Here is a 23,601-nt window from a genome sequence, read left to right as displayed (position 1 = left end):
GACGCGGTGCGAGCGCGTCCTCATGCTCCCGGGTGGGATCGAGTGAGGCAAGGCGTTGCGGCGAGAAGTTCACCGGGCGGTGCCTACGATGGGGAACGCCATGACCACTGCCTCACCCTATGCGGACGACCTCGCACGACTCGCCATCGACGAGGGTGTCGTGAGCGTCTCCGGGACGCCCACCGCCTACTGGACCTACGGCTCCGCGTCGGCGGGCACGGTGCTCGTGCTGGTGCACGGCTTCCGCGGCGAGCACCACGGGCTCGAGCCCGTCGTCGCCCGGCTGCTGGCCGGGGGAGCGGACGTCCGGGTGATCGCCCCCGACCTGCCCGGCTTCGGAGCGTCGCCTCCGATGACGGCGCACCCGCACGACGTCGACGGCTACGCGGCCTGGCTCGGCGAGTTCCTCGATGCGCTCGGGGTGCGGGGGAGCGCGGTCGTGCTCGGCCACTCCTTCGGCTCGATCGTCGCCGCCGCCGCGGTCGCCGGCGGGCTGCCGACGCCCCTCCTGGTGCTCGTGAACCCGATCGCGGCGCCGGCGCTGGCCGGACCCCGCGGTGTGCTCACCCGGCTCGCGGTGCTCTACTACCGGCTCGGGGCTGTCCTGCCGCGCGCCCTCGGCTTCGCCCTGCTGCGGGACCCGCGGATCGTGCGGGTGATGAGCCTGACGATGGTGAAGACGAAGGACCCGTCGCTGCGGCGCTTCGTTCACGACCAGCACGACCGCTACTTCAGCGCGTTCGCGTCGCGCGACACGGTGCTGGAGGCGTTCCGCGCCTCGGTCTCCCACGACGTGAGCGAGTATGCGCGCGACATCGCGGTACCCACCCAGCTGATCGCGGCGGCCCAGGACGACATCACTCCGCTGCCCGCTCAGTACCGGCTCCTCGAGGCTCTGCCGCACGCTCGGCTGCACGTGATCGACGGAGTGGGCCACCTGATCCACTACGAGACGCCGGACGAGGCCGCCGCGGTGCTGCGCCGCGCGCTCGATGGAGGGATCGACCGATGAGGATCGTCGTCGACTGCCGGTACACGCGGCTGGGGCGCCACGACGGCATCAGCCGCTACACGGCCGAGATCGTGCGCGAGCTCGCCCGGCTGCACGACGTGACCATGCTGATCAGCGACCGCCGTCAGCTCGCGATGCTGCCCTCGCTCCCGTGGGAGAAGGTGACCGGCCCGACCGGTCCGTTCGAGCCGTTCGTCGCGCTGCTGGTCAACCGGCTGAAGCCCGACGTGGTGTTCTCGCCGATGCAGACGATGGGCTCGCTCGGACGCCGCTACCGGTTGGTGCTCACGGTGCACGATCTGATCTACTACCGCCACCGCACGCCTCCGCGCGATCTCCCGGCCCCGGTGCGGGCGCTCTGGCGGGTGTACCACCTCGCCTGGTGGCCGCAGCGGCGCCTGCTGCAGCGGGCGGATGCGGTGGTCACCGTCTCGGAGACGACCCGCTCGCTGATCCGCGAGCACCGCCTCACGACCCGCCCCGTGGTGGTCGTGCCGAACGCGGCGGGCGAGGTCGACGAGGCGAGCGCGGCGCTGTCCGCGTCGCTGCCCGACCGCTCCGATGCCCGGTCGCTCGTCTACATGGGCTCGTTCATGCCCTACAAGAACGTGGAGTCCCTCGCGCGGGCCATGCGGCTGCTGCCCGACTACGAGCTGCACCTGATGAGCCGGGCGAGCGACGAGACGGTGGAGACGCTCCGCTCGCTCGCGCCGACGGCGAAGCTGGTGTTCCACCAGGGGGCGGACGACGCGGAGTACCGGGAGGTCCTCGCCCGCGCGACCGCACTGGTCACGGCGAGCCGGGACGAGGGGTTCGGCATCCCGCTGGTCGAGGCGATGGCGCTCGGGACCCCGGTCGTCGTGAGCGATATCGCGATCTTCCGCGAGATCGGCGGCGACGCCGCGGTCTACGTCGATCCGTCGAGCGCGAAGTCGATCGCCGACGGCGTCCGGTCGCTCGAGGATCCCGCCCTGTGGGCGGAACGGTCGATCCGCTCGCGCGAGCGGGCCGCCGCGTACTCGTGGCGCGACTCCGCCCGGGTGCTGTTCGGGCTGCTGACGCAGCTCGGGCGGCGCTGAGCGGCTCTCAGGACCCGCTGAGCGCTGCTCAGGCCCCGGGAACGGGGTTCAGGACGTCCTCGAGATCGGTGTCGGCCACGACCACGTCGCCCGAATCGTCGAACGCGACGATCTGCAGCGATCCGTCGACGATGGCGAAGTCGTGGCGCGAGCCGTTGCCGACCGTGATGCCCTGCGGCGGGAGGGCGTCCTCGCTCAGCGCGCGGAGGAGGCTGCCGATCACGGCTCCATGGGTCGCCACGACGACCCGCGAGCCGGGGAAGCGCTCGGCCACCTCGAGGAGCGCTGCGGTCGCCCGCTCGACGACCTGGGGACGGGTCTCGCAGCCGGGGATGCGCTGACCCTCGATGCCGGCGGGGAACAGCTCGCGGAGATCGGCGGCGGTCATGCCCTCGGCCTCGCCGTAGGCGCGCTCGGCGAGACCGGGGACGACGAGCGGCTCGTCGAGCCCGAGACCGCGCGCGATGATGGCCCCGGTCTCGTAGGCGCGGCCGAGCGGACTCGCGACGACCGCGTCCCACGGGCGCTCGCGCAGGAGGCGTGCGGCGGCCCTCGCCTGCGAGCGGCCGATGTCGTTGAGGGGGATGTCGCTCGCGCCCTGGATGCGGCGCGCGGCGTTCCAGTCCGTCTGCCCGTGTCGGACGAGGGTCAGCTGGGTCACGTGTGCCTTTCGGGTGGTCAGAGCGAGGGGAGGCGGTCCGCGAGGACGCGGAGGACCTCGCTCGTGCCTCCGTCGATCTTGATGCTGGCGCGCGAGTCGCCCTTGGTGGTGCCGCGGTTGACGATCACGATGGGCAGCTTGCCGCGACGGGCGATCTCGAGGAAGCGGATGCCGGAGTTCACGACCAGCGAGGAGCCGGCCACGAGGAGCGCCTCGGCGCCGGCGACGATGGCGCGCGCCTCCTGGAACCGCTCGGTCGGGATGAACTCGCCGAAGAAGACGATGTCTGGCTTGAGGATGCCGCCGCAGACCGTGCACTCGGGAACGATCATCGCCGAGACGTCGTGCACCTCGGCGTCGCCGTCGGGATTGAGCGAGGAGATGTCCGGGTCGTCGAGCCAGGGGTTGAGCGTGTCGATCCGCTCGGCCACCGCGTCTCGGGCGAAGTACTGACCGCACGTCATGCAGCGGACGCGGTCGGCCGAGCCGTGCAGATCGACGACCCGGCGGGAGCCGGCGCGGACGTGCAGCCCGTCGACGTTCTGGGTGACGACGCCGGTCAGCAGGCCGCGCTCCTCGAGCCGTGCGAGGGCCCGGTGGCCGTCGTTGGGGAGGGTCGCGGTGAAGCGGCGCCAGCCGAGCTGGCTGCCGGCCCAGTAGCGGCGTCGGTAGTCGGGATCGGCGACGAACTGCGAGTAGGTCATCGGGGTGCGGACGGGTGCGCCCGCGCCGCGGTAGTCGGGGATTCCCGAATCCGTGCTCACGCCGGCTCCGGTGACGGCGGCGATGCGCCGCCCGCCGAGGAGTTCGACGGCCTGCTCGATCGCGGCGGCTCTCGTGCCGTCGGCGACCGGTGTCGGACTCGACTCCATCCGCGCCTCCTGTCAGAGGACCGCCGCATCGCGCGGAGGCCCCGGACGAGTTTAGTCCGCCCCGTGCTCTAGGGTGCCGGGATGCCGATCGTGCACATCGCGGACCTGGACCACCCCCTCCTCGCCGACTACCTCCGCCTCACCGACGTGGCACTCCGGCGCGTGCTGGAGCCGGAGGGCGGGCTGTACATCGCCGAGTCCGCGAAGGTGATCGGCCGGGCGCTCGACGCCGGCCACCGGCCGCGCTCGGTACTGGTGCAGGAGAAGCGGCTTCCGGACGCCGCGGAGGTGCTCGAGCGCTTCCCCGACGTGCCCGTCTTCGTGGGGCCGGATGCGGTGATCGAGGAGCTGACCGGGTTCCATCTGCACCGCGGCGCGCTCGCCTCGATGCACCGTCCGGTCCTTCCTGCGCTGGGCGAGCTGCTTGCCGAGGCGCGGCTCGTCGTGATCCTCGAGGACCTCGTCGACCACACGAACGTCGGAGCCGTCTTCCGGGCCGCGGCCGGGATGGGGGCCGACGCGGTGCTGGTCACTCCGCGCTGCGCGGACCCGCTCTACCGCCGCAGCGTGCGGGTGAGCATGGGCACGGTGCTGCAGGTGCCGTGGACGCGGACGCCGGAGTGGGGCGAGACGAGGGCGGAGCTGCTCGCGGCCGGGTTCTCGGTCGCCGCCCTGGCTCTGGCACCCGACGCGGTCCCGCTCGACGAGTACGCCGACGCCCGCCCCGAGCGCGTCGCCCTCGTGCTCGGCGCGGAGGGGGACGGTCTGTCGCTGGCGGCGCTCGACGCGGCCGACGCCGTGGTCACGATCCCGATGCTGCACGGGGTCGACTCGCTGAATGTCGCGTCGGCGAGCGCGGTGGCACTGTGGGCGCTCACGCGCCCCACCCGGGACGGCCGTTCTACGATGGCCGGGTGACCTCGCCGACCTCCCCGCTCGACATCTTCGATGCACAGGAGGGCGAGGCTCCGGCCACTCGTCCCCGTCGCCGCAGCCGCCGCCCGGCCGCGATCGCCGCGCTCGTCGTCGGAGCGATCCTGCTCAGCGCGGGCGGCGCCTACGGAGCGAACGCGGCGAGCGCCGAGCTGCCCGCGGCGATCGCCGTCGTCGCCGAGCCGCCCGCCGCCTCGATCGACGCTCCGGTGCTCGCCTGGCCGTCCTACGGCTCCGGAGCCGTCGCCGCCGTGGGGATGGACGGCTCGGGCGAGGGCGGCGTGCTCGCGAGCTACGGCTCGAGCGACCCCGTGCCGACCGGGAGCATCGCCAAGGTCGTCACAGCACTGGTGGTCCTCGCGGCGAGGCCGATCGCCGACGGCACCGACGGAGACACGATCACGTTCACGAGTGCCGACGTCGGCTACTACAACGACTCCGTGGCCGAGAACGGCTCCGTCGCACCGGTCTCAGCCGGACTGGAGCTCACGGAGCGCCAGGCGCTCACCGTGCTGATGCTCCCCTCCGCCAACAACTACGCCAAGTCGCTCGCGATCTGGGCCTACGGCTCTGAGGACGCCTACCTCGCCGCCGCGCGGGCGTGGCTCGACGGGCAGGGGCTGACCCGCACCGTGGTGACCGACACGAGCGGGCTGTCGCCGGACACGGTGAGCACCACCTCCGAGATGGTGCGACTGGGCGAGCTGCTGGTGGCCGACCCGGTGCTGGCGCCGATCGTCGCGCTGCCGACCGCGGTGATCCCGGGGGTGGGCGCCCTCGAGAACACCAACACGCTGCTCGGGCGCTCCGGCGTCGACGGCATCAAGACGGGGACGACGGACGAGGCCGGAGCATGCCTCCTGTTCTCGCTCGACACCACGGTGGAGGGGCAGCCGGTGACGCTGGTGGGCGTCGTCGTCGGTGCACGGACGCATCCGCAGCTCGCCGCCGACATCGAGACGCTGATCCCGACGGTGGAGTCGGGGTTCCACTCGGTGACGCTGACGAGCGAGGGGCAGGACTACGGCTCCTATACGAGCGCCTGGGGCGAGTCGGCGGTCGCCGAGACCGCCGCAGCCCAGTCGGTCCTGGTCTGGGGTGCGGTCTCGACGTCGACGACAGTGGCACTGGACCCGCTCGAGACCGTCGCGGACGGTGAGCGGATCGGCACGGCGACCGTCGAGGTCGGCGGAACGCCGTACGAGCTGCCGCTGGTCGCGGACGGGACGATCGAGGACCCGGGGTTCGGCTGGCGGCTCTCGCACCCGGCCGAGCTGTTCGGCTAGTCGACGATGCGGACGCCCGCCGTCGCGATGTCCTCGGCGACCTCCTCGGGGGTCGCATTGCCCTCGACGGCGGTGCCCGGGATGCTCCGCCGCAGGTAGGGCTCGGCCGACGGTCGCTTCGCGGTGATGAAGTCACCCGAGGACTGGTGCCGGACGCGGCGGACGACCCACGGCACGAGGTACTCGCGTGCCCACTGCAGGTCCTCGGTGCGCGCGGCGCGCCAGGTGACGTCGTGCAGCGGCTCCGGAGCGAACGGCTGCAGCGAGTTCTCGACGCCGAGCGACTCGAGGACCATGCGGGCGACCTCGTGGTGGCCGTGCGGGTTGAGGTGGAGGCGGTCGGGCGCCCACATGCGCGCGTCCTGGATCTCCTCGAGCGACCACTGATCGGCCACGATGCAGCCGTAGCGCTTCGCCAGAGCGCGGAGGTTCTCGTTGTAGATCGCGACCTTGCCGCGGATCCGGCTGAAGACCGGTGAGAAGCCCACGTCGACTCCGGTGAAGAGGACGACGGTGGCGCCGCCCGACCGCAGCCGCGCGAGACCCGCCTCGAACCGAGCGGCGATGTCGTCGGGGTCGGTGCGCGGGCGGATGACGTCGTTGCCGCCGGCCGAGATCGTGATCAGGTCGGGCTGGAGGGCCAGGGCGGGCTCGATCTGCTCGTCCACGATCTGCTGGAGCAGCCGGCCGCGGACCGCGAGATTGGCGTAGGTGAAGTCATCGTCGGTGCTGCCGAGCACTTCGGCGACGCGGTCGGCCCACCCGCGGTGCCCGCCCGGGCTCGAGGGGGCCGGATCACCGATCCCCTCGGTGAACGAATCGCCCAGGGCGACGAAGCGGGACCAGGTGTGAGAGGACTCGACCATCCCTCCATTCTGCTCCGGCCGAGGCGCTCCGGGATCCGCCGAGCGACCGACCGCGACACGCCGATGCTCCCGCGGAGGAGTGCGGAGGCCGCCCCGGTGTCGGTGCCGTCGCGTAGCCTTTGCCCACGTGAACAGTCCCTCGAGCTTCGGTCATCAGGTCGGCACCTCCGCGGCCGAGCACCTGTCCCCGTCGTTCCCCGGGCGGGCCCCGTGGGGCACGGCGAACAAGCTCCGGGCGTGGCAGGCGGAGGCCCTCGAGTCGTACTTCGAGCACGAGCCGCGCGACTTCCTGGCCGCCGCGACTCCGGGCGCGGGCAAGACCACGTTCGCCCTGCGCCTCGCCGCCGAGCTGCTGCACAACCGCACCGTCGACCGCATCACCGTCGTCGCCCCGACCGAGCACCTCAAGCGGCAGTGGGCCGAGGCCGCGCACCGCGTCGGCATCCGGCTCGACCCCACCTTCACCAACCGGATGGGACGCCACGCGCGCCACTACCACGGGGTCGCGGTGACCTACGCGCAGGTCGCCGTGCGCGCCGAGCTGCACCGCGAGCTCACGCTCTCGGGGCGCACGCTCGTCATCCTCGACGAGGTGCACCACGCCGGAGACGCGATGAGCTGGGGCGACGCGGTCCGCGAGGCGTTCGAGCCCGCGGTGCGCAGGCTCTCACTCACCGGGACGCCGTTCCGCTCGGACACGGCGCCGATCCCGTTCGTCAGCTACCTCGCCGATGAGGAGGGGATCCGCACCTCCCTGACCGACTACTCCTACGGCTACGGCCGCGCGCTCGCCGACGGGGTCGTGCGTCCGGTGCTCTTCATGGTCTACGCGGGCCAGATGCGCTGGAAGTCGAAGGCCGGCGACGAGATGGAGGCGCGTCTCGGCGAGGGCAACACGAAGGACATCACCTCGCAGGCGTGGCGGACGGCGCTCGATCCGAAGGGCGACTGGATCCCCTCGGTCCTGCGCGCCGCGAACACCCGGCTCACCGAGGTGCGCCGCGCGATCCCCGACGCGGGCGGGCTCGTCATCGCGACCGACCACTACACGGCCCGCGCCTACGCCGCGATGCTCCGCGAGATCAGTGGCGAGAGCGTCACCGTCGTCCTCTCGGACGAGAAGGAGGCGAGCGACCGGATCGAGGGGTTCGCTCAGGACTCCTCGCGCTGGATGGTGGCCGTCCGCATGGTGTCGGAGGGGGTGGACGTACCGCGACTCGCCGTGGGCGTCTACGCCACCTCCGCCTCCACTCCGCTGTTCTTCGCCCAGGCGATCGGACGCTTCGTCCGTGCGCGGCGACGCGGGGAGACGGCGTCCGTGTTCCTGCCGAACGTGCCGGGGCTGCTCGCGCTCGCGGGCTCGATGGAGTTGCAGCGGGACCACGCGCTCGACCGCCGCTCCTCGGACGACGAGGAGTACCCCGAGGCCGACATGATGGCCGACGCCGAGCGCAGCGAAAAGGCCTCTTCCGACCTGCTCGACGAGGGGCGCTTCGAGTCGCTCGGATCGGCGGCGACCTTCGACCGGGTGGTCTACGAGGGCGCCGAGTTCGGGATGGAGGTGGAGGTCGAGAGCGAGGAGGAGCTCGACTTCATCGGGCTGCCGGGGCTGCTCGAACCCGATCAGGTCCGCGAGCTGCTGCAGCACCGCCAGCAGCGGCAGGCGAAGCGCGCGGGCGGGCGCACCGCTGCGCAGGCGGCTCCGGAGGCGAAGGCCGCCGAGATACCGGCGCCGCTCTACCGCACGCTCAAGGAGCAGCGGAGCCTGCTCAACTCCCTCGTCGGGCTCTGGGCCCGCGGCACGGGGGAGACGCACGGAGCGGTGCACACCGAGCTGCGGCGCCTCTGCGGGGGGCCCGCAGTGGCGCAGGCGAGCGTGACGCAGCTGCAGGCGCGCATCGACCTGCTGCGTCGGAGGATGGGCTCGCACTGAGCGGGCGCCGCTGATCCGGCGGCGCGGCACTACCGGGCGGCACTACCGGATCGGCTCGGCGCGGCGCCAGCCCTCCCGCCCGCCGAGAGGCGCCCGTACTGTTCGAGCGTGACCTCCCGCACTGCGCTCGCCCGCTGGTGCGTGCCCCCGTGCGGGGGTGCCGGAGCGTGAGGGTCGCCGCTCCGGGTACCTCGGAGGCGCCGCTCGCTAAGCTGGGCAGTCGGTCCGTCGCCAAGGTGATGGACCATCACCCCCGACGTCGGGCATCCGCAGACCGCACGACGGCCTCTCCCGGACTGCCCGAGACCAGAACCCAGAGGAGTCTCGTGGAGACCTGGCCCGGAACCGCCTACCCCTTGGGCGCCACTTTCGACGGAAGCGGCACGAACTTCGCACTGTTCAGCGAGATCGCCGAGCGCGTCGAGCTGTGCCTCTTCGACGAGGACGGCACGGAGACTCGAGTCGACGTGCTCGAGTCGGACGCCTACGTCTGGCACTGCTACCTGCCGCAGGTGCAGCCCGGCCAGAAGTACGGCTACCGGATCCACGGCCCGTACGATCCGGCCACCGGCCACCGCTGCAACCCGAACAAGCTGCTGCTGGACCCGTACGCGAAGGCCGTCGCGGGCGAGATCGACTGGGACCAGTCGCTGTTCTCGTACACGTTCGGCGACCCCGACTCGACCAACGACGAGGACTCGGCGTCGCACATGATGATGGGCGTCGTCATCAACCCCTTCTTCGACTGGGCCGGCGACCGACGCCCCCTCACCTCCTACGACAGCACCGTGATCTACGAGGCGCACGTCAAGGGACTCACGAAGACGCATCCCGACATCCCGGAGGAGCTGCGCGGCACCTACGCCGGCGTCGCCCACCCCGCGGTCATCGCGCACCTCAAGCACCTGGGCATCACGGCGATCGAGCTGATGCCGGTGCACCAGTTCGTCAACGATTCCACGCTGATCGACAAGGGCCTCTCGAACTACTGGGGCTACAACACCATCGGCTTCTTCGCACCGCAGAACACCTACTCCTCGACCGGAGATCAGGGTCAGCAGGTGCAGGAGTTCAAGAGCATGGTGCGGGCGCTGCATGCGGCCGGCATCGAGGTCATCCTCGACGTCGTCTACAACCACACTGCCGAGGGCAACCACCTCGGCCCGACGCTGTCGTTCCGCGGCATCGACAACGAGGCGTACTACCGCCTGGTCGACGACGACAAGCGCTACTACATGGACTACACCGGCACCGGCAACACCTTGAACGTGCGGCACCCGCACTCGCTGCAGCTGATCATGGACTCCCTGCGCTACTGGGTGACCGAGATGCGCGTCGACGGATTCCGCTTCGACCTCGCCTCTGCCCTGGCACGCGAGTTCTACGATGTCGACCGGCTCTCGACCTTCTTCGAGCTCGTCCAGCAGGACCCGGTGGTCTCGCAGGTCAAGCTGATCGCCGAGCCGTGGGACGTCGGCCCCGGCGGCTACCAGGTCGGCAACTTCCCCCCGCAGTGGACGGAGTGGAACGGGAAGTACCGCGACACGGTCCGCGACTTCTGGCGCGGCGAGCCGTCGACCCTCGGCGAGTTCGCCTCGCGGCTGACGGGATCCGCCGACCTGTATGCGCGCTCCGGTCGCCGCCCCGTCGCCTCCATCAACTTCGTCACCGCGCACGACGGCTTCACACTCCGCGACCTCGTCTCGTACAACGAGAAGCACAACGACGCGAACGGCGAGGACGGCAACGACGGCGAGTCGCACAACCGCTCTTGGAACCACGGCGCCGAGGGCCCGACGGACGACCCGAAGGTGCTCGGCCTCCGCGCCCGACAGCAGCGGAACTTCCTCGCGACGATGCTGATCTCGCAGGGCGTGCCGATGATCCTGCACGGCGACGAGCTGGGCCGGACGCAGAACGGCAACAACAACACCTACGCGCAGGACAGCGCGCTGACCTGGATCGACTGGACGACGGCCGACCGGCCGCTGGTCGAGTTCACGGCGGCGCTGATCCGCCTCCGCGCTGAGCACCCGACGTTCCGCCGCGGGCGCTTCTTCGACGGCCGCCCCGTGCTGCGCGGCACCGGGGAGCCCCTGCCCGACATCGTCTGGTTCAAGGCCGACGGCACCGAGATGACGCCGTCGGACTGGGACTCGGGCCTGGACCGCTCGGTCGGCATCTACCTCAACGGCAACGGCATCCGCGAGCGCGACGAGCGCGGGCAGGCGGTGATGGACGACAGCTTCCTCCTCTACTTCAACGCCGACGACTCCGATGTCGAGTTCACGATCCCGAGTGACGAGTACGCGCTCGAGTGGGCCGTCCTGGTCGACACCGCCGGAGCGGAGGCCGACTCGATCCCGCGTCCGGCCGGCGCGATCCTGACGGTGCAGGCGAAGTCGCTCGTGATCCTGCAGGAGCACAGCGCCCCCGAGCCCGAGGTGGATCACTCCGTGGCCGCCTCCCTCGCCTCGCAGGCCGCCACATCGGCGATCCCGATCATCACCAGCCACATGAGCCCCCACGCGGAGTCGACCGACGCCGCGACCGCCTCTTCGACAGGAGCCTGACGTGCGACTGCCCGCTTCGACCTACCGACTCCAGATCCGCTCCGGCTTCGATCTCGACGAGGCGGCGCAGATCGCCGACTACGTGCGCGCTCTCGGCGCGGACTGGCTGTACTTCTCGCCCCTGCTCACGGCGGAGCCCGGCTCCGACCACGGCTACGACGTGGTCGACCACGACTCGGTCGACCCCGCTCGCGGCGGCGCCGAGGGGCTCGCGCACGCCTCCGCCGCCGCTCGCAAGGAGGGTCTCGGCGTCCTGATCGACATCGTGCCCAACCACATGGGTGTCGCGACTCCGGTCGAGAACGCGTGGTGGTGGGATCTGCTGAAGAACGGGACCTCGTCGCGCTACGCGACCGCCTTCGACATCGACTGGGAGGCGGGCGGGGGTCGCCTGCGCGTGCCCATCCTCGGTGACGGGGCGGCTGAAGGCGACAGCGACTCCGAGCTCGACGCGCTCGAGGTCGTCGGCGACGAGCTGCACTACTACGAGAACCGGCTGCCGATCGCTCCGGGGACCGCTGAGCCCGGTGACTCCGGTCGCACCGTGCACGCCCGGCAGAGCTACGAGCTGGTCAACTGGCGCCGTGCGGACGCCGAGTTGAACTACCGCCGCTTCTTCGCGGTGAACACGCTCGCGGCGATCACGGTCGAGCGGCCCGAGGTGTTCGACGCGTCGCACCGCGAGATCGTCCGGTGGTTCACCGAGGGTCTCGCCGACGGCCTCCGAGTCGACCACCCCGACGGCCTCGCCGACCCGGGTGGATACCTCGACGACCTGGCGCGCGCCATCGGCGGAGCGCCGGTGTGGGTCGAGAAGATCCTCGAGGGCGACGAGCAGCTGCCCGCTCACTGGGCGACGGTGGGCACGACGGGGTACGACGCCCTGGCCGATGTCGACCGCATCCTGGTCGACCCCGATGCCCGCCCGGTCCTCGAGGGCCTCGACGCCGAGCTCGGCGGCGGCGGTTCGCCCGTGGTCTGGGCCGAACTCATCCACGACACCAAGCGCGGGATCGCCGACGGGATCCTCCGGTCCGAGGTCCTCCGCCTCGCCCGCCTGATCCCCGAGGTCGACGGGGCCGACGACGCCCTGGCGGAGCTGCTGGCGACCTTCCCGGTCTACCGGAGCTACCTCCCCGTGGGTGCGGAGCACCTCGAGCACGCCCGCCGGGACGCCGTGCACCGCAGACCCGAGATCGCCCCTGTCATCGACCGGGTCGCAGAGCTCCTGGGCGAGACCGGCACTCCGGTCTCCGTCCGGTTCCAGCAGACCTCCGGCATGGTCATGGCCAAGGGAGTCGAGGACACGGCGTTCTACCGCTACAGCCGGCTCACCTCGCTGAACGAGGTCGGCGCCGACCCGGACGAGTTCTCGATCGAGCTCGACGAGTTCCACCGCCGGCAGTCGGTGCGCCAGGCGTCGTTCCCCGCCTCGCTCACGACGCTGTCGACGCACGACACCAAGCGCGGCGAGGACACCCGGGCGCGGATCACGGCGCTGGCCGAGGACCCCGAGGCCTGGGCGACCACTCTGCGTTCGCTGCACGAGCTGGTCGGCTTCGGGGACGGGCCGATCGAGCACCTGCTGTGGGAGGCCGTCGTGGGCACGTGGCCCGCTACGCGCGAGCGCCTGCACGCCTACGCCGAGAAGGCGTCGCGCGAGGCCGACAGCTCGACGCACTGGACCGCTCCGGACGAGGCGTTCGAGAAGCGGATGCACGCGGCGATCGACGCCGCCCTCGACGAGCCGGCCGTGCGCCGCCTCGTCGAGGAGACGGTGACCCGGGTGCAGTCGGCCGGCTGGTCGAACGGCCTCGCCGCGAAGCTCGTGCAGCTGACGGCTCCGGGCATCCCGGACGTGTACCAGGGCAGCGAGCTGTGGGAGACGTCGCTCGTCGACCCCGACAACCGGCGCCCGGTCGACTTCGCCGAGCGGCGCGCGCTGCTCGAGCGGATCGACGGCGGATGGCTGCCTCAGATCGATCAGGAGGGCGCGGCGAAGCTGCTCGTCACCTCGCGCGCCCTGCGGCTCCGTCGCGACCGGCCGGAGCTCTTCACGCGCTACGTGCCGGTGTCCGTCGTCGGTCCCGCGTCCGACCACGCGATCGCCTTCGATCGCGGGGGAGCGGTGACCGTCGCGACGCGGCTCCCCGCGGGGCTGGCCGCGGCCGGCGGCTGGAGCGACACGGTGATCGTCCTGCCCGGGCACCCCGTCGAGGACGTCCTGACCGGCCGCACCTTCGCCGGCGGACCGACGCCGCTCTCCGAGATCCTCGGCGACCTGCCCGTGGCACTCCTCGCTCCGGTCTCCTGACCGGCGCCTGCTCCCCGTTCCTCTCGATCGACCCTGGAGATCTCCGTGACCAGCACGACTCCCTACCGCTACGCCCTGCCGACGACGGGACCCGAGCGCTTCGATGTGTGGGCGCCCGATGCCTCCGCCGTCGACCTCGTGATCGGAGGCGGCGAGATCGTGCCGATGGCCGCGACGGGCGACGGCGGCTGGTGGCGCGCCTCGGCGCCGGTCGTTGCGGGTGAGGTGGACTACGGCTACCGGATCGACGGCGCCGGTCCCTTCCCGGACCCGCGGTCGAGGCGTCAGCCGAGCGGTGTGCACGAGCTCTCGCGCACCTTCGACCCGGCGACCCACGAGTGGGGCGATCAGGCCTGGACGGGTCGCCAGCTCGCCGGTGCCGTGATCTACGAGCTGCACATCGGGACGTTCACTCCCGAGGGGACTCTCGACGCCGCGGCCGGCAAGCTCGAGCACCTGCGGTCGATCGGGGTCGACTTCGTCGAGATCCTCCCGGTCAACGCGGTGAACGGGACGCACAACTGGGGCTACGACGGCGTGCTCTGGTACGCCGTCCACGAGCCGTACGGCGGACCGGAGGCGTACCAGCGCTTCGTCGACGCCGCCCACCGCGCCGGTATCGGCGTCGTGCAGGACGTGGTGTACAACCACCTCGGTCCGAGCGGGAACTACCTCCCCGAGTTCGGGCCCTACCTCAAGAGCGAGAAGGCCAACACCTGGGGCAGCTCGATCAACCTCGACGGCTCCGGAGCCGACGTCGTCCGCGGCTACATCCTCGACAATGCGCTGATGTGGCTCCGCGACTACCACGTCGACGCGCTGCGCCTGGATGCGGTGCACGCCCTCTCGGACGAGAGCGCCGTGCACGTGCTCGAGGAGATGGCGGCCGAGGTCGCCGTCCTCTCGGCGCACGTCGGGCGCCCGCTGACGCTGATCGCGGAATCGGACCTGAACGACCCGAAGCTGATCACGCCGCGGGAGGCAGGCGGCTACGGGCTCGACGCCCAGTGGAGCGACGACTTCCACCACGCGGTGCACGTCGCGCTGACCGGCGAGACCACGGGCTACTACGAGGACTTCGCTCCGCTCGGCGCCCTGGCGAAGGTGCTCACGCGCGGATTCTTCCACGACGGCACGCTCTCGACGTTCCGCGGCCGTCACCACGGTCGCCCCGTCGATGTCCAGCACATGCCGACCTGGCGACTCGTCGTCTGCAGCCAGAACCACGACCAGATCGGCAACCGTGCGATCGGCGACCGGCTCACGGCGACCCTCGACGAGGGCCGGCTCGCGATCGCGGCGACGCTGACCCTGCTCGGCCCCTTCACTCCGATGCTGTTCATGGGCGAGGAGTGGGCGGCGTCGACGCCGTGGCAGTTCTTCACCTCGCACCCCGAGAAGGATCTGGGCGAGGCGACCGCCAAGGGCCGCATCGCGGAGTTCGCCAGGATGGGCTGGGACCCGGAGGTCGTGCCCGACCCGCAGGACCCCGAGACCTTCACTCGCTCGCGGCTCGACTGGACCGAGGTCGAGGAGGGTCGCCACGCGCGCATCCTCGACGTGTACCGCGAGCTCGCCGCGCTGCGCCGCCGCTTCCCCGAGCTGACCGACCCGCGTTTCGGCTCGGTCGAGGTCGCGTACGACGAGCAGGAGCGCTGGCTGACGATCGGCCGGGGCCGCGTGACGATCGCGATCAACGTCGGTGCGGCAGCGGCCCGCGTTCCGCTGCCCGAGGTGGCGGAGTCGCTGCTCGGGGTGGGCGAGTACGCCGTCCAGCCCGGCGACACCGAGGTCGACCTCGGTGCCTCGTCGCTGCTGATCACGCTCGCGCCTCCCGCCTGAGCCGCCGGCCACCGCGTCACCGCGCCGCCGTCCCGTACTCTCCCGCCGCGATGATCCGCACGCCCTCGTCGTGCACCAGGAGGAGAGCGCGAAGGGGGATGGCGCGGCGGTGGCAGGCGGCGGAGAGGTGCCGGGCGAGAACCCGATCGGACTCGCCGAGGAAGGCCCGCCCGGGGCGCTCGAGGGCGAAGGCGAGTGCTCCGACGTCCTGGTGGGCGACCGCCTTCGCCAGCGTCGCCACGATCCGCTCGGTCTTCTCCTCGTCGGGGTGCACGGGGAGGCCGTCGACCGGGTAGAGGATCGGCAGCTGATAGCCGTCGCGGTCGAGGAAGAGCGGCCAGAGGGCCCTCCGGTAGGCGGGCCCGATCAGCGAGGAGACCCGGTCGCGCAGCTCGCGGTCCTCCACGATCGGTGCGTCGAGCGTCGTGGTCGGGAGGTGGTCGGTGGTCGTCATGGTGTCGCTTCCTCGTGGGTCGAGCTGTGGTCGGTGCGGTCGTCGCGTGCGCGCGGTCATCGGAAGTTGCGGGACGTGGTCCGGGCGCCGACCGTGAGGGGCTCGAAGCGGTCGGCGAGGAGGTTGGTCACTCCCTCGTCGGAGCGCTCGAGGATCCCTCTGACGAGCAGAGCGGGCGCCTCCCGGGCGATGCGCCGGTAGCGGTTCCATACTCCGACGGAACAGATCACGTTGAGGATCCCGTGCTCGTCCTCGAGGTTCATGAAGGTCACTCCACCGGCTGTGGAGGGACGTTGACGGTGGATCACGACCCCGCCGACCTCCACTCGGGTGCCGGAGGCGGTGCCGGGCAGATCGGCCGTGGAGCGGGATCCCCGATCGCGCAGACTCGCCCGCAGGTGCCGGAGGGGGTGGTCGTCGGGAGAGATCCCCGTGGCCCAGAAGTCGAAGACGACGCGCTCCTGCGCCGAGAGCATCGGGAGCAGGGGGGGCTGCACGGCGACCACGGAGTCGGGGAGGAACTCCGCGCGGTCCGCCGCCGCGGTCCCCGCCTCCCACAGTGCCTGGCGACGGTCGAGTCCGAGGGAGTCGAACGCCCCCGCCGCTCCGAGCGCCTCGAGCTGACTCGCGGTCAGGCCCGCCCGCCGCGAGAGGTCGGCCATGCTCGCGTACGGGCCCCCGCGCTCCCTCTCGGCGACGACGTGCTCGGCGAGCGCTGATCCGATGCCCTTCACCTCGGCGAGCCCCAGCCGCACGAGGAAGCCGCCGTCCCGGCGGTGGTCGTCGGTGTCGAACGGCTCGGAGCGGTCGAAGAGACCCGTCGGAGGCTGATCGGAGGCGAGGCAGCCGTCGCGGCCGAGGGGTGCGCCGTTGCGGCGGCGGGCGGGCCCGTCGGGGATCGCCTCGAGGCCCGGGTGGGAGAGGGACAGGTTGACGTCGGGGGAGCCGATGCGCACCCCGTGCCGGCGCGCATCGGCGACCAGCGTGTGCGGGGCGTAGAAGCCCATCGGCTGCGCGCGCAGCAGGGCGGCGGTGAAGGCGGCCGGATAGTGCAGCCGCAGCCAGGCGCTCGCATACACGAGCAGGGCGAAGCTGATCGCATGGCTCTCGGCGAAGCCGAAGTTGGCGAAGGCCTGGATCCTGCGGTAGATGTCGTCCGCCACCTCGCCGGTGATCCCGTTGCGCTCCATGCCCTCGTAGAGGCGCCCGCGGAGGGTCTCGATCTTCTCCGTGCCCCGCTTGGAGCCCATGGCCCGGCGGAGCAGGTCGGCGTCCTCCGCGCTGCAGTCGCCGACGGCGACGGCTACCTGCATCAGCTGCTCCTGGAACAGCGGAACCCCGAGGGTGCGCTTGAGGGGGGTGACGAGGAGGGGGTGCTGGTAGCTGACCGGCTCCTCGCCCAGCTTGCGCCGGATGTAGGGGTGCACCGCGCCGCCCTGGATCGGCCCGGGGCGGATCAGCGCGACCTCGATCACGAGGTCGTAGAAGCGCCGCGGCTGGAGCCGGGGGAGCGTCCCCATCTGGGCGCGGCTCTCGACCTGGAACACCCCGATGGAGTCGGCCCGGCACAGCTGGTCGTACACGCCCTTCTCCTCGCGGGGGATCGTCGAGAGGTCCCACTCCTCGCCGACGTGCTCGGCGACGAGATCGAAGGTGTACTGGAGTGCGGCGAGCATCCCCAGACCCAGGAGGTCGAACTTGACCAGCCCCATCCAGGCGCAGTCGTCCTTGTCCCACTGCAGGACCGTCCGCTTCTCCATCCGCGCGGGCTCGATCGGGCACACCTCGCCGACGGGCCGATCGGTCAGCACCATCCCGCCCGAGTGGATGCCCAGGTGGCGGGGCGCACCGAGGACGCGGGTCGACAGTGCCACGACGTCGTCGGGGATGTCGTGGTCGGCGCTGCTCTCGGTGATGGCTCCCCAGCGCTCCACCTGCTTCGACCAGCCGTCCTGCTGCCCCGCGCTGTAGCCGAGCGCCTTGGCCATGTCGCGGACCGCGAACTTGGGCCGGTAGGTGATCACGTTCGCGACCTGGGCGGCGTTCAACCGGCCGTACTTCTCGTAGACGTGCTGGATGACCTCCTCGCGCCGCTCGGAGTCGAAGTCGACGTCGATATCGGGCTCCTCGTCCCGGATGCTCGAGAGGAAGCGCTCGAAGGGGAGGTCGTAGAAGATCGAGTCCACCGCCGTGATGCCGAGGACGTAGCAGACCGCGGAGTTGGCGGCGGATCCCCGCCCCTGGCAGAGGATCCCCTTGCCCTTCGCGAAGTGGACGATGTCGTGCACGATCAGGAAGTAGCCGGGGAAGTCCTTGTCCTCGATCACCGCGAGCTCCTTCTCGAGGCGGTCGAGAACATCGGAGTCGGCGCGGGGGTACTTGCGGGGCACGGCCTCGCGGACCAGCTCGCGCAGCCAGCTCATCGGGGTGTGCCCCTCTGGCACCTCCTGCCGGGGAAGGCGGGGTCGCACCCGGCTCAGCTCGAAGGCGATCTCGTCCGCGACGCGGACGGTGTTCTCGACCGCGCCGGGGTAGCGGGCGAAGCGCTCGGCCATCTCGGCACCGGAGCGCAGGTGCGCGCCCGCCGTGGCGGGGAGCCAGCCGTCCATCTCGTCGAGGCTCCGCCGGGCGCGGACGGCCGTGAGCGCGGTCTGCAGCGGGCGGTCCTCCGGCCGGGCATAGTGCACGTTCCCGGTGGCGACGACGCGCAGGCGGAGGCGGCCGGCGATCTCGGCGAGCAGGTCGTTGTGCAGCGAGGCGAGAGGGTCGCCGTGGTCGAAGAGCTCGACGAGGACGTTGGACGCTCCGAACAGGCGCACCAGCTCGCGCACCTCGTCCTCGGCAGCCTCGGCCCCCTCGGAGACGAGGGCCTGGCGCACGTGGCCCTTCCGGCATCCGGTGAGCACGATCCAGTGCCCGCCGGCCGCGTGCGCGAGCTCGTCGAGGTCGTAGCTCGGCTTGCCCTTCTCGGCACCGGCGAGCTGAGCGGTCGTGATGGCCCGCGCGAGACGGTGGTAGCCCTCCTCCCGGCGTGCCAGCACGAGAAGGTGCGATCCCTCAGGATCGGCCACGCCGTTCTGCGGTGCGCGCAGCCCGAGTGAGAGCTCGGCACCGAACGCGGTGCGCACCTCGTTGCCGAGCGCTCTCTGCCCCTGCGCCGCCTCCGCCATCCGCACGATGCCGTAGAGACCGTCGTGGTCGGTCAGGGCGAGGGTGTCGATCCCGAGGCGGACCGCCTCCTCGACCAGTTGCTCCGGGCGGCTGGCACCGTCGAGGAAGCTGAAGTTGGAGTGGGCGTGCAGCTCGGCGTAGGGGACCTTCTCGTCGGGTGCCGTGACATCGTCGCCGGGGGAGTAGGCGCCGCGCTTGTGGGACCAGGCGGGGCTGTCGCCTCCGTCGCCGCGGACCACGCTGCCGTCGGCGCGGCGTCCGGTGGACAGGCGTCGTTCGAACTCCGACCACGGGATCGGCGGGTTGTTCCAGCCCATGGGGCTCCTTCGTGGGATCGGAGTGCGGTGCGGGAGGTGGGGGGACGGTGGTCAGTCGTAGCGGGCCTCGGCCGCCCATTCGCCGTCGAGGCAGAGCAGCAGCCAGGCGATTCCGGCGGAGTCGACCACCTGGAAGCGGTCGTAGCGGACGGCCGTCCGCGCATCCCACCACCGCTCGTCGATCGGCCAGGGGCCGGCCCAGCCCGCCACCGGCTCGAGGCGGGCCTGGGAGGTGCCGGGGGTGAAGTAGGCGGGGACGGAGGTGAGGGTGCCGCGGTCGTCGACCGAGACCGGCTCGCCCCGCGGCCCCCGCACGAGCACGGCCGCCGGCTCGGGGAAGACCGTCGGCGGCAGGGGTGGCGGGAGAGACCCCGGCCACGGCAGGCCGCGCGGGCGGGCGTCACCCGGCTCGCGGTCTCCCCAGGGGACCAGGTGCTGGCGGTCGCGCAGGGCCCTCCCTCCGCCGACCGAGGCCGTGACCACCGCCTCGTGACCCAGCACGCTCTGCACCCGGCTCAGGCCGTGGTGCACGCGTTCTTCGGGAGCCGTGCCCCACAGCCCCTGCTCGTGGTTGCCGATCGCGTCCACGGCCTCCGGTTCGACGTGGATGCGCGAGATCGGCGAGCCCAGCCCCGCGTCGATCGCGCCGCTGCCCTGGAGCTGCCAGCGCACGCGGTCGAGGACGTCGGAGGGAGTGAACCAGCGCGGGTGCAGCCAGCTCCGCGACGAGAGCTCGCCTCGATCGCTGGTGACCTCGATGCGGATCGCGGTCGCGACCAGCATCGAGCGGGTCAGCCCGTCGACGAACTCCTCGGCGGGGACGCGGAAGGCGAAGGCCGCCTGGTCGATCCGGTCGAGCGGCGGCTCGAACTCGAGCGCGCGATCGAGGCGCTCGGGTGGCAGTCGTGGGACCACCGCCTCGGTCTCGGCACCCGAGGCCAGCAGGTGTGCTCGGGCCCCGTCGGGGCCGAACCGGGCCGTCACGTCCTCGCGTGGGAGACCGGCGAAGGCGCCGAGCGTCCGCACGCCCAGTCGGCGCAGGAGGGTCACCAGGTCCTCTCCTCTGATCCCGGGCCGGGAGCGCATGCCGACGGCCTCGGTCTCGAGGGCGTCGAGCGGGAGGGGGGAGAGGAAGCCGGCGGTCTCGCCGGCCGGCACGATCGCGACGGACTCACCGGAGTGCTTCGCCGCCAGCTCGGAGGCGAAGAGGCCGTCGGCGATCCCGACGCGCGCCCTCGGCACTCCCAGCTCGGCGAGGCGACGCAGCACGGCCTCGGCCGCGGACTGCTCGCTCCCGTAGTACCGCCGGGGTCCCCTGGCCCTGATCGCGCAGAGGCCGGGACGGATGAGCTGGACCCCCGGAGTGATCTCCTCGAGCGCCTGCACCAGGGGCTCGAAGGCGCGGTGGTCGAGTACCGGATCGTAGGGGAGGACCGTGAGGCCGGTGCAGCGCGACTGCGCCTCGCGGATCCGCATCCCTCGCCGCACTCCCTCGGAGCGCGCGGAGGGGGAGCACGCGAAGACCCTGCTCTTCTCGGTCAGGGCCAGCGGAGCCTCCGCCTCGAGACCCGCGTCGACGGCCGCCGCGAGCAGCGGCCAGTCGGGGCACCAGACCAGGATCGTCCGGCGCAGCTCGGGGGCGCTCGTCATCTCACACCGCCCGCTCGTGCAGGCGCGAGCGCTCGTCGAGGACGCCGAAGGCCCCGCCCGTGCCCGGCATGCTCATCCGCACCGTGCGGACCCGTGTCCCTGCGCGGCCCACGACGTCGACGAGCGCCTCTCGGGAGCGCAGGTAACCGTGCCCGGCGCCCAGCCCCTCCCAGCGGCTGCTGCGCAGGCTGAGCCGCGCCTCGGCCTGCGGCCACTCGCCCAGGACGACGAGGGCCGCCCCCCGCTGCCTCAGCCGGGCACCCAGCCGGGAGACGTCGGCCGAGGACACGGAGGCGGGCGGGCGGGTGAGGACGACCGTCAGCACGTCGACCAGTGCCGCCGTGACCGTGAGCCAGTGCTCGGCCGGCGAGGGGACGAGGACCAGCCGCTCGAGATCGATCCCCATGCCGGCCGCGGCCTCGGCCCCGAACTCGGGGACGCCGACGACCCCGCACCAGGCGCCCTCGGCGGAGGGTCCGGCGAGCAGCCCCATCGCGAGGCTCATCGAGCCCTCGACCGAGTAGGCGGCACCCTGCTTCAGCGATCCGCCGGGGAGCGCGGAGGCGAACGCCGGCAGGGTCGCCATGCTCTTCGTCTCGAGCGTGATCGCCTGCATGTCGCGGATCCGCGACTGCAGCTCCTTCACCGACGCGAGCTGCCGCAGAAGGGGTTCTGCGGCCTCGGTCGTCCCTGCGGAGAGGGGGCGGGGAGGGGGGCTCATCTGCCCATGTTCGAACATGTGTTCGAGTATGTCAATCGCCACCGACATCCGTGGCGAGTCGTCCCGATCCAGCCGAGAACCCCTCCTCTGCAGCTCTGTGGAGGAGGGGTTCTCGAGGCCTCGGACCTCCTAGAGAGTGAGTCCGTGACCGAACCGGAACAGCGGATCCGCCGTGTCGAACGGCACGTCGGGCCGCCGTGCCGATGCCGCGGCCATCGACCGGGGAAGATCCATCGGCAGCCTCCCACGTGCCTCCGACATTCCGAACACCACGTCCAGCAGCGCGGCTCCGGAGGCGCCGAAGTCACCCAGCAGCGCGGCGACGGTCCCGGCGAACGGCGTCAGGATCGCCGGGCGGTCCAGGAACACGTCGACGACGGTCGGGACCCTCTCCGCGACCGACACGACGTGCTCCACCACCTCAGCCGGGAAGTCGAGCGACCCCGCGTGGAAGAAGTTCTCGAACGCCGTCGCCCGCCGCTCGAACGGCGCCTGGAGCCGGATCACCGCCAGGTCGGCCTCCTCCGGAGAGCCGACGACCGTCCCGTACGACGCCGCGACCGCCTCGTCCACCCCCTCCACGTACAACCGCAGCCCGCGCTGCGCCGGCAGGACGCCGTCGTGCGCCAGCACCGTGATCGCCGCGCGCTGAGCCTCCTCGCCCGCGGCCCGGAACTCGGCCGATCCCACCACGGTCTCCGCGGCCGCCGGGTCGACGGCCCGCCGGTCGAACAGTCCCAGCACGAACTTCTCGCGCAGCAGCCGGCGCGCCGAGACATCGAGCCGTTCCTCGCTGACCGCCCCCTCCTCGACCAGCGCGACCAGCACCTCGGGGATCGCCTCGCCGCCGAACTGGTCGACGCCCGCCTCGATCGCCTTGCGCATCCGCTCGGGCACCGACAGGTGCTCGACGCCCCAGGCGCGCGCCGGGTGGAGATCGCCCATGATGTTCGCGTCGGAGAGGAGCCCCCAGTCGGTGCACACGATCCCGTCGAACCCGAAGCGCTCGCGCAGCAGCCCCGTGATCACCGACCGGTTGAAGCCGAAGCCGACCTCCTCGAGGGGCGTCCCGACGGGCATCCCGTAGTACGGCATGATCTGGCTCGTCCCGGCCTCGAACGCCCGCTCGAACGGCCGGAGGTGGTACTCGGCGTTGCCGCCCGGGTAGACCTGCTCGCGGCCGTAGGCGAAGTGCGGGTCCTCGCCGTCCTTCTGCGGGCCGCCGCCGGGGAAGTGCTTGGTCATCGTCGCCACCGACTCCGCTCCGAGCGCCTCGCCCTGGAAGCCCCGGATGTACGCCGCCCCGAGCCTCCCGGTGAGCTCGGCGTCCTCGCCGAACGTGCCCACCTGCCTGGCCCAGCGCGACTCGGTGGCGAGGTCGATCTGCGGGTGCAGCGCGACGCGCAGCCCCACGGCCAGGTACTCCTGCCGCGCGATGTCGCCGAATCGGTGGACCAGCTCCTCGTCGCCGATCGCACCGAGGCCGAGCGGCTCCGGCCACTGCGAGAACGCCGCGGCCTGCGCGCCCGTTCCCGGGTTGTCGGTGAAGGAGTGCCGCGGGTCGGTCGACAGGGTCACCGGGATGCCGAGGCGAGTGCTCGAGGCGAGCTCCTGCAGGCGGTTGTGCCACTCGGCGATCTCGCGCGCCGTCGCGCTCCCACCGCCCAGGAGGTTGAAGTGGGTCATCGCCCTGCCGATCACCATCGACGACGTCGAGGGCAGTCCGAAGGCCGAGTCGGCCTCGGCGAGCTCGCCGCCCTCGCCCATCACGATCATCGTCTGGAAGAAGAGGCCGGCCTTCTCCTCCAGCGTCATCTGCGCGAGGAGGATCTCCACCCGCTCCTCGATCGCCAGCAGCGGATCGAGATAGCGGCGGTCGACGTTCGTGGGCGTTGACGACGGTGTCACGGGAGGTCC

General features: G+C 71.9%; 16 protein-coding genes. 8 read left to right on the top strand and 8 right to left on the bottom strand.

All coding sequences use genetic code 11. The annotated features are described in order from the left end of the window. The first annotated feature begins 100 nt into the window (after positions 1–100). Positions 101–1,012 carry an alpha/beta fold hydrolase gene (locus ASG06_RS12620; RefSeq protein ID WP_056042750.1) on the top strand — a complete coding sequence of 304 codons (912 nt, stop codon included), beginning with the start codon at positions 101–103 and terminating at the stop codon, positions 1,010–1,012. After that, positions 1,009–2,091 (top strand): glycosyltransferase family 4 protein, encoded by a 1,083-nt coding sequence (locus ASG06_RS12615; RefSeq protein ID WP_056042748.1) that lies wholly within the window; start codon positions 1,009–1,011, stop codon positions 2,089–2,091. The genes ASG06_RS12620 and ASG06_RS12615 overlap by 4 nt, the downstream gene beginning before the upstream one ends. Positions 2,092–2,119: 28 nt before the next feature. Here ASG06_RS12615 and ASG06_RS12610 read toward each other — a convergent pair whose 3' ends face one another. Then, positions 2,120–2,752 (bottom strand): histidine phosphatase family protein, encoded by a 633-nt coding sequence (locus tag ASG06_RS12610; RefSeq protein WP_082499213.1) that lies wholly within the window; start codon positions 2,750–2,752, stop codon positions 2,120–2,122. A 17-nt stretch (positions 2,753–2,769) separates the two neighbouring features. After that, on the bottom strand, positions 2,770–3,624 hold the full coding sequence (locus tag ASG06_RS12605; RefSeq protein ID WP_056042746.1) for a Sir2 family NAD-dependent protein deacetylase: 855 nt from the start codon (positions 3,622–3,624) through the stop codon (positions 2,770–2,772). A gap of 81 nt (positions 3,625–3,705) precedes the next feature. Here ASG06_RS12605 and ASG06_RS12600 point away from each other — a divergent pair, with 81 nt between their 5' ends. Further along, the gene (locus ASG06_RS12600) at positions 3,706–4,542 is read left to right on the top strand and encodes a TrmH family RNA methyltransferase (RefSeq protein WP_056042744.1); all 837 of its coding nucleotides are present in this window, start codon (positions 3,706–3,708) and stop codon (positions 4,540–4,542) included. After that, a complete protein-coding gene (locus tag ASG06_RS12595) occupies positions 4,539–5,843 on the top strand; it encodes a D-alanyl-D-alanine carboxypeptidase family protein (protein WP_056042742.1) in 1,305 nt (434 codons plus the stop codon). The genes ASG06_RS12600 and ASG06_RS12595 overlap by 4 nt, the downstream gene beginning before the upstream one ends. Here ASG06_RS12595 and ASG06_RS12590 read toward each other — a convergent pair. Continuing rightward, on the bottom strand, positions 5,840–6,709 hold the full coding sequence (locus ASG06_RS12590; protein WP_082499212.1) for an SGNH/GDSL hydrolase family protein: 870 nt from the start codon (positions 6,707–6,709) through the stop codon (positions 5,840–5,842). The two genes, ASG06_RS12595 and ASG06_RS12590, sit on opposite strands and share 4 nt — an antisense overlap. 127 nt (positions 6,710–6,836) lie before the next feature. Here ASG06_RS12590 and ASG06_RS12585 point away from each other — a divergent pair, with 127 nt between their 5' ends. From ASG06_RS12585 to treZ, 4 genes are all read left to right on the top strand, one after another. Further along, complete coding sequence (locus ASG06_RS12585) at positions 6,837–8,642, top strand: DEAD/DEAH box helicase (protein ID WP_056042740.1); 1,806 nt, start codon at positions 6,837–6,839, stop codon at positions 8,640–8,642. A gap of 326 nt (positions 8,643–8,968) precedes the next feature. After that, a complete protein-coding gene (gene glgX / locus ASG06_RS12580) occupies positions 8,969–11,215 on the top strand; it encodes a glycogen debranching protein GlgX (protein WP_056042738.1) in 2,247 nt (748 codons plus the stop codon). A gap of 1 nt (position 11,216) precedes the next feature. Beyond that, entirely contained in the window at positions 11,217–13,529 is a 2,313-nt protein-coding gene (gene treY, locus ASG06_RS12575; protein ID WP_056042736.1) for a malto-oligosyltrehalose synthase, read from the top strand. A gap of 45 nt (positions 13,530–13,574) precedes the next feature. Continuing rightward, complete coding sequence (gene treZ, locus ASG06_RS12570; protein WP_231727723.1) at positions 13,575–15,371, top strand: malto-oligosyltrehalose trehalohydrolase; 1,797 nt, start codon at positions 13,575–13,577, stop codon at positions 15,369–15,371. Between the two features lie 16 nt (positions 15,372–15,387). Here the strand turns inward: treZ and ASG06_RS12565 are convergent, their stop codons facing one another. The 5 genes from ASG06_RS12565 to ASG06_RS12545 all read right to left on the bottom strand — a co-directional run bounded on the left by ASG06_RS12565 (position 15,388) and on the right by ASG06_RS12545 (position 23,592). Beyond that, a complete protein-coding gene (locus ASG06_RS12565) occupies positions 15,388–15,825 on the bottom strand; it encodes a hypothetical protein (protein WP_056042734.1) in 438 nt (145 codons plus the stop codon). 56 nt (positions 15,826–15,881) lie between these two features. Then, entirely contained in the window at positions 15,882–19,313 is a 3,432-nt protein-coding gene (locus ASG06_RS12560; RefSeq protein ID WP_056042732.1) for an error-prone DNA polymerase, read from the bottom strand. Between the two features lie 51 nt (positions 19,314–19,364). Then, the gene (locus tag ASG06_RS12555) at positions 19,365–20,963 is read right to left on the bottom strand and encodes a DNA polymerase Y family protein (RefSeq protein ID WP_056042730.1); all 1,599 of its coding nucleotides are present in this window, start codon (positions 20,961–20,963) and stop codon (positions 19,365–19,367) included. Position 20,964: 1 nt separating this feature from the next. Continuing rightward, positions 20,965–21,684, bottom strand: coding sequence for a hypothetical protein (locus ASG06_RS12550; RefSeq protein ID WP_156465977.1), 720 nt, complete (start codon positions 21,682–21,684; stop codon positions 20,965–20,967). Positions 21,685–21,813: 129 nt separating this feature from the next. Continuing rightward, on the bottom strand, positions 21,814–23,592 hold the full coding sequence (locus ASG06_RS12545) for a glycoside hydrolase family 3 protein (RefSeq protein WP_056042728.1): 1,779 nt from the start codon (positions 23,590–23,592) through the stop codon (positions 21,814–21,816). Positions 23,593–23,601: the final 9 nt, after the last annotated feature.

This window comes from Rathayibacter sp. Leaf185, assembly GCF_001423885.1.
Classification (GTDB): domain Bacteria; phylum Actinomycetota; class Actinomycetes; order Actinomycetales; family Microbacteriaceae; genus Rathayibacter.
This window is presented reverse-complemented; position numbering and strand designations above follow the sequence as displayed.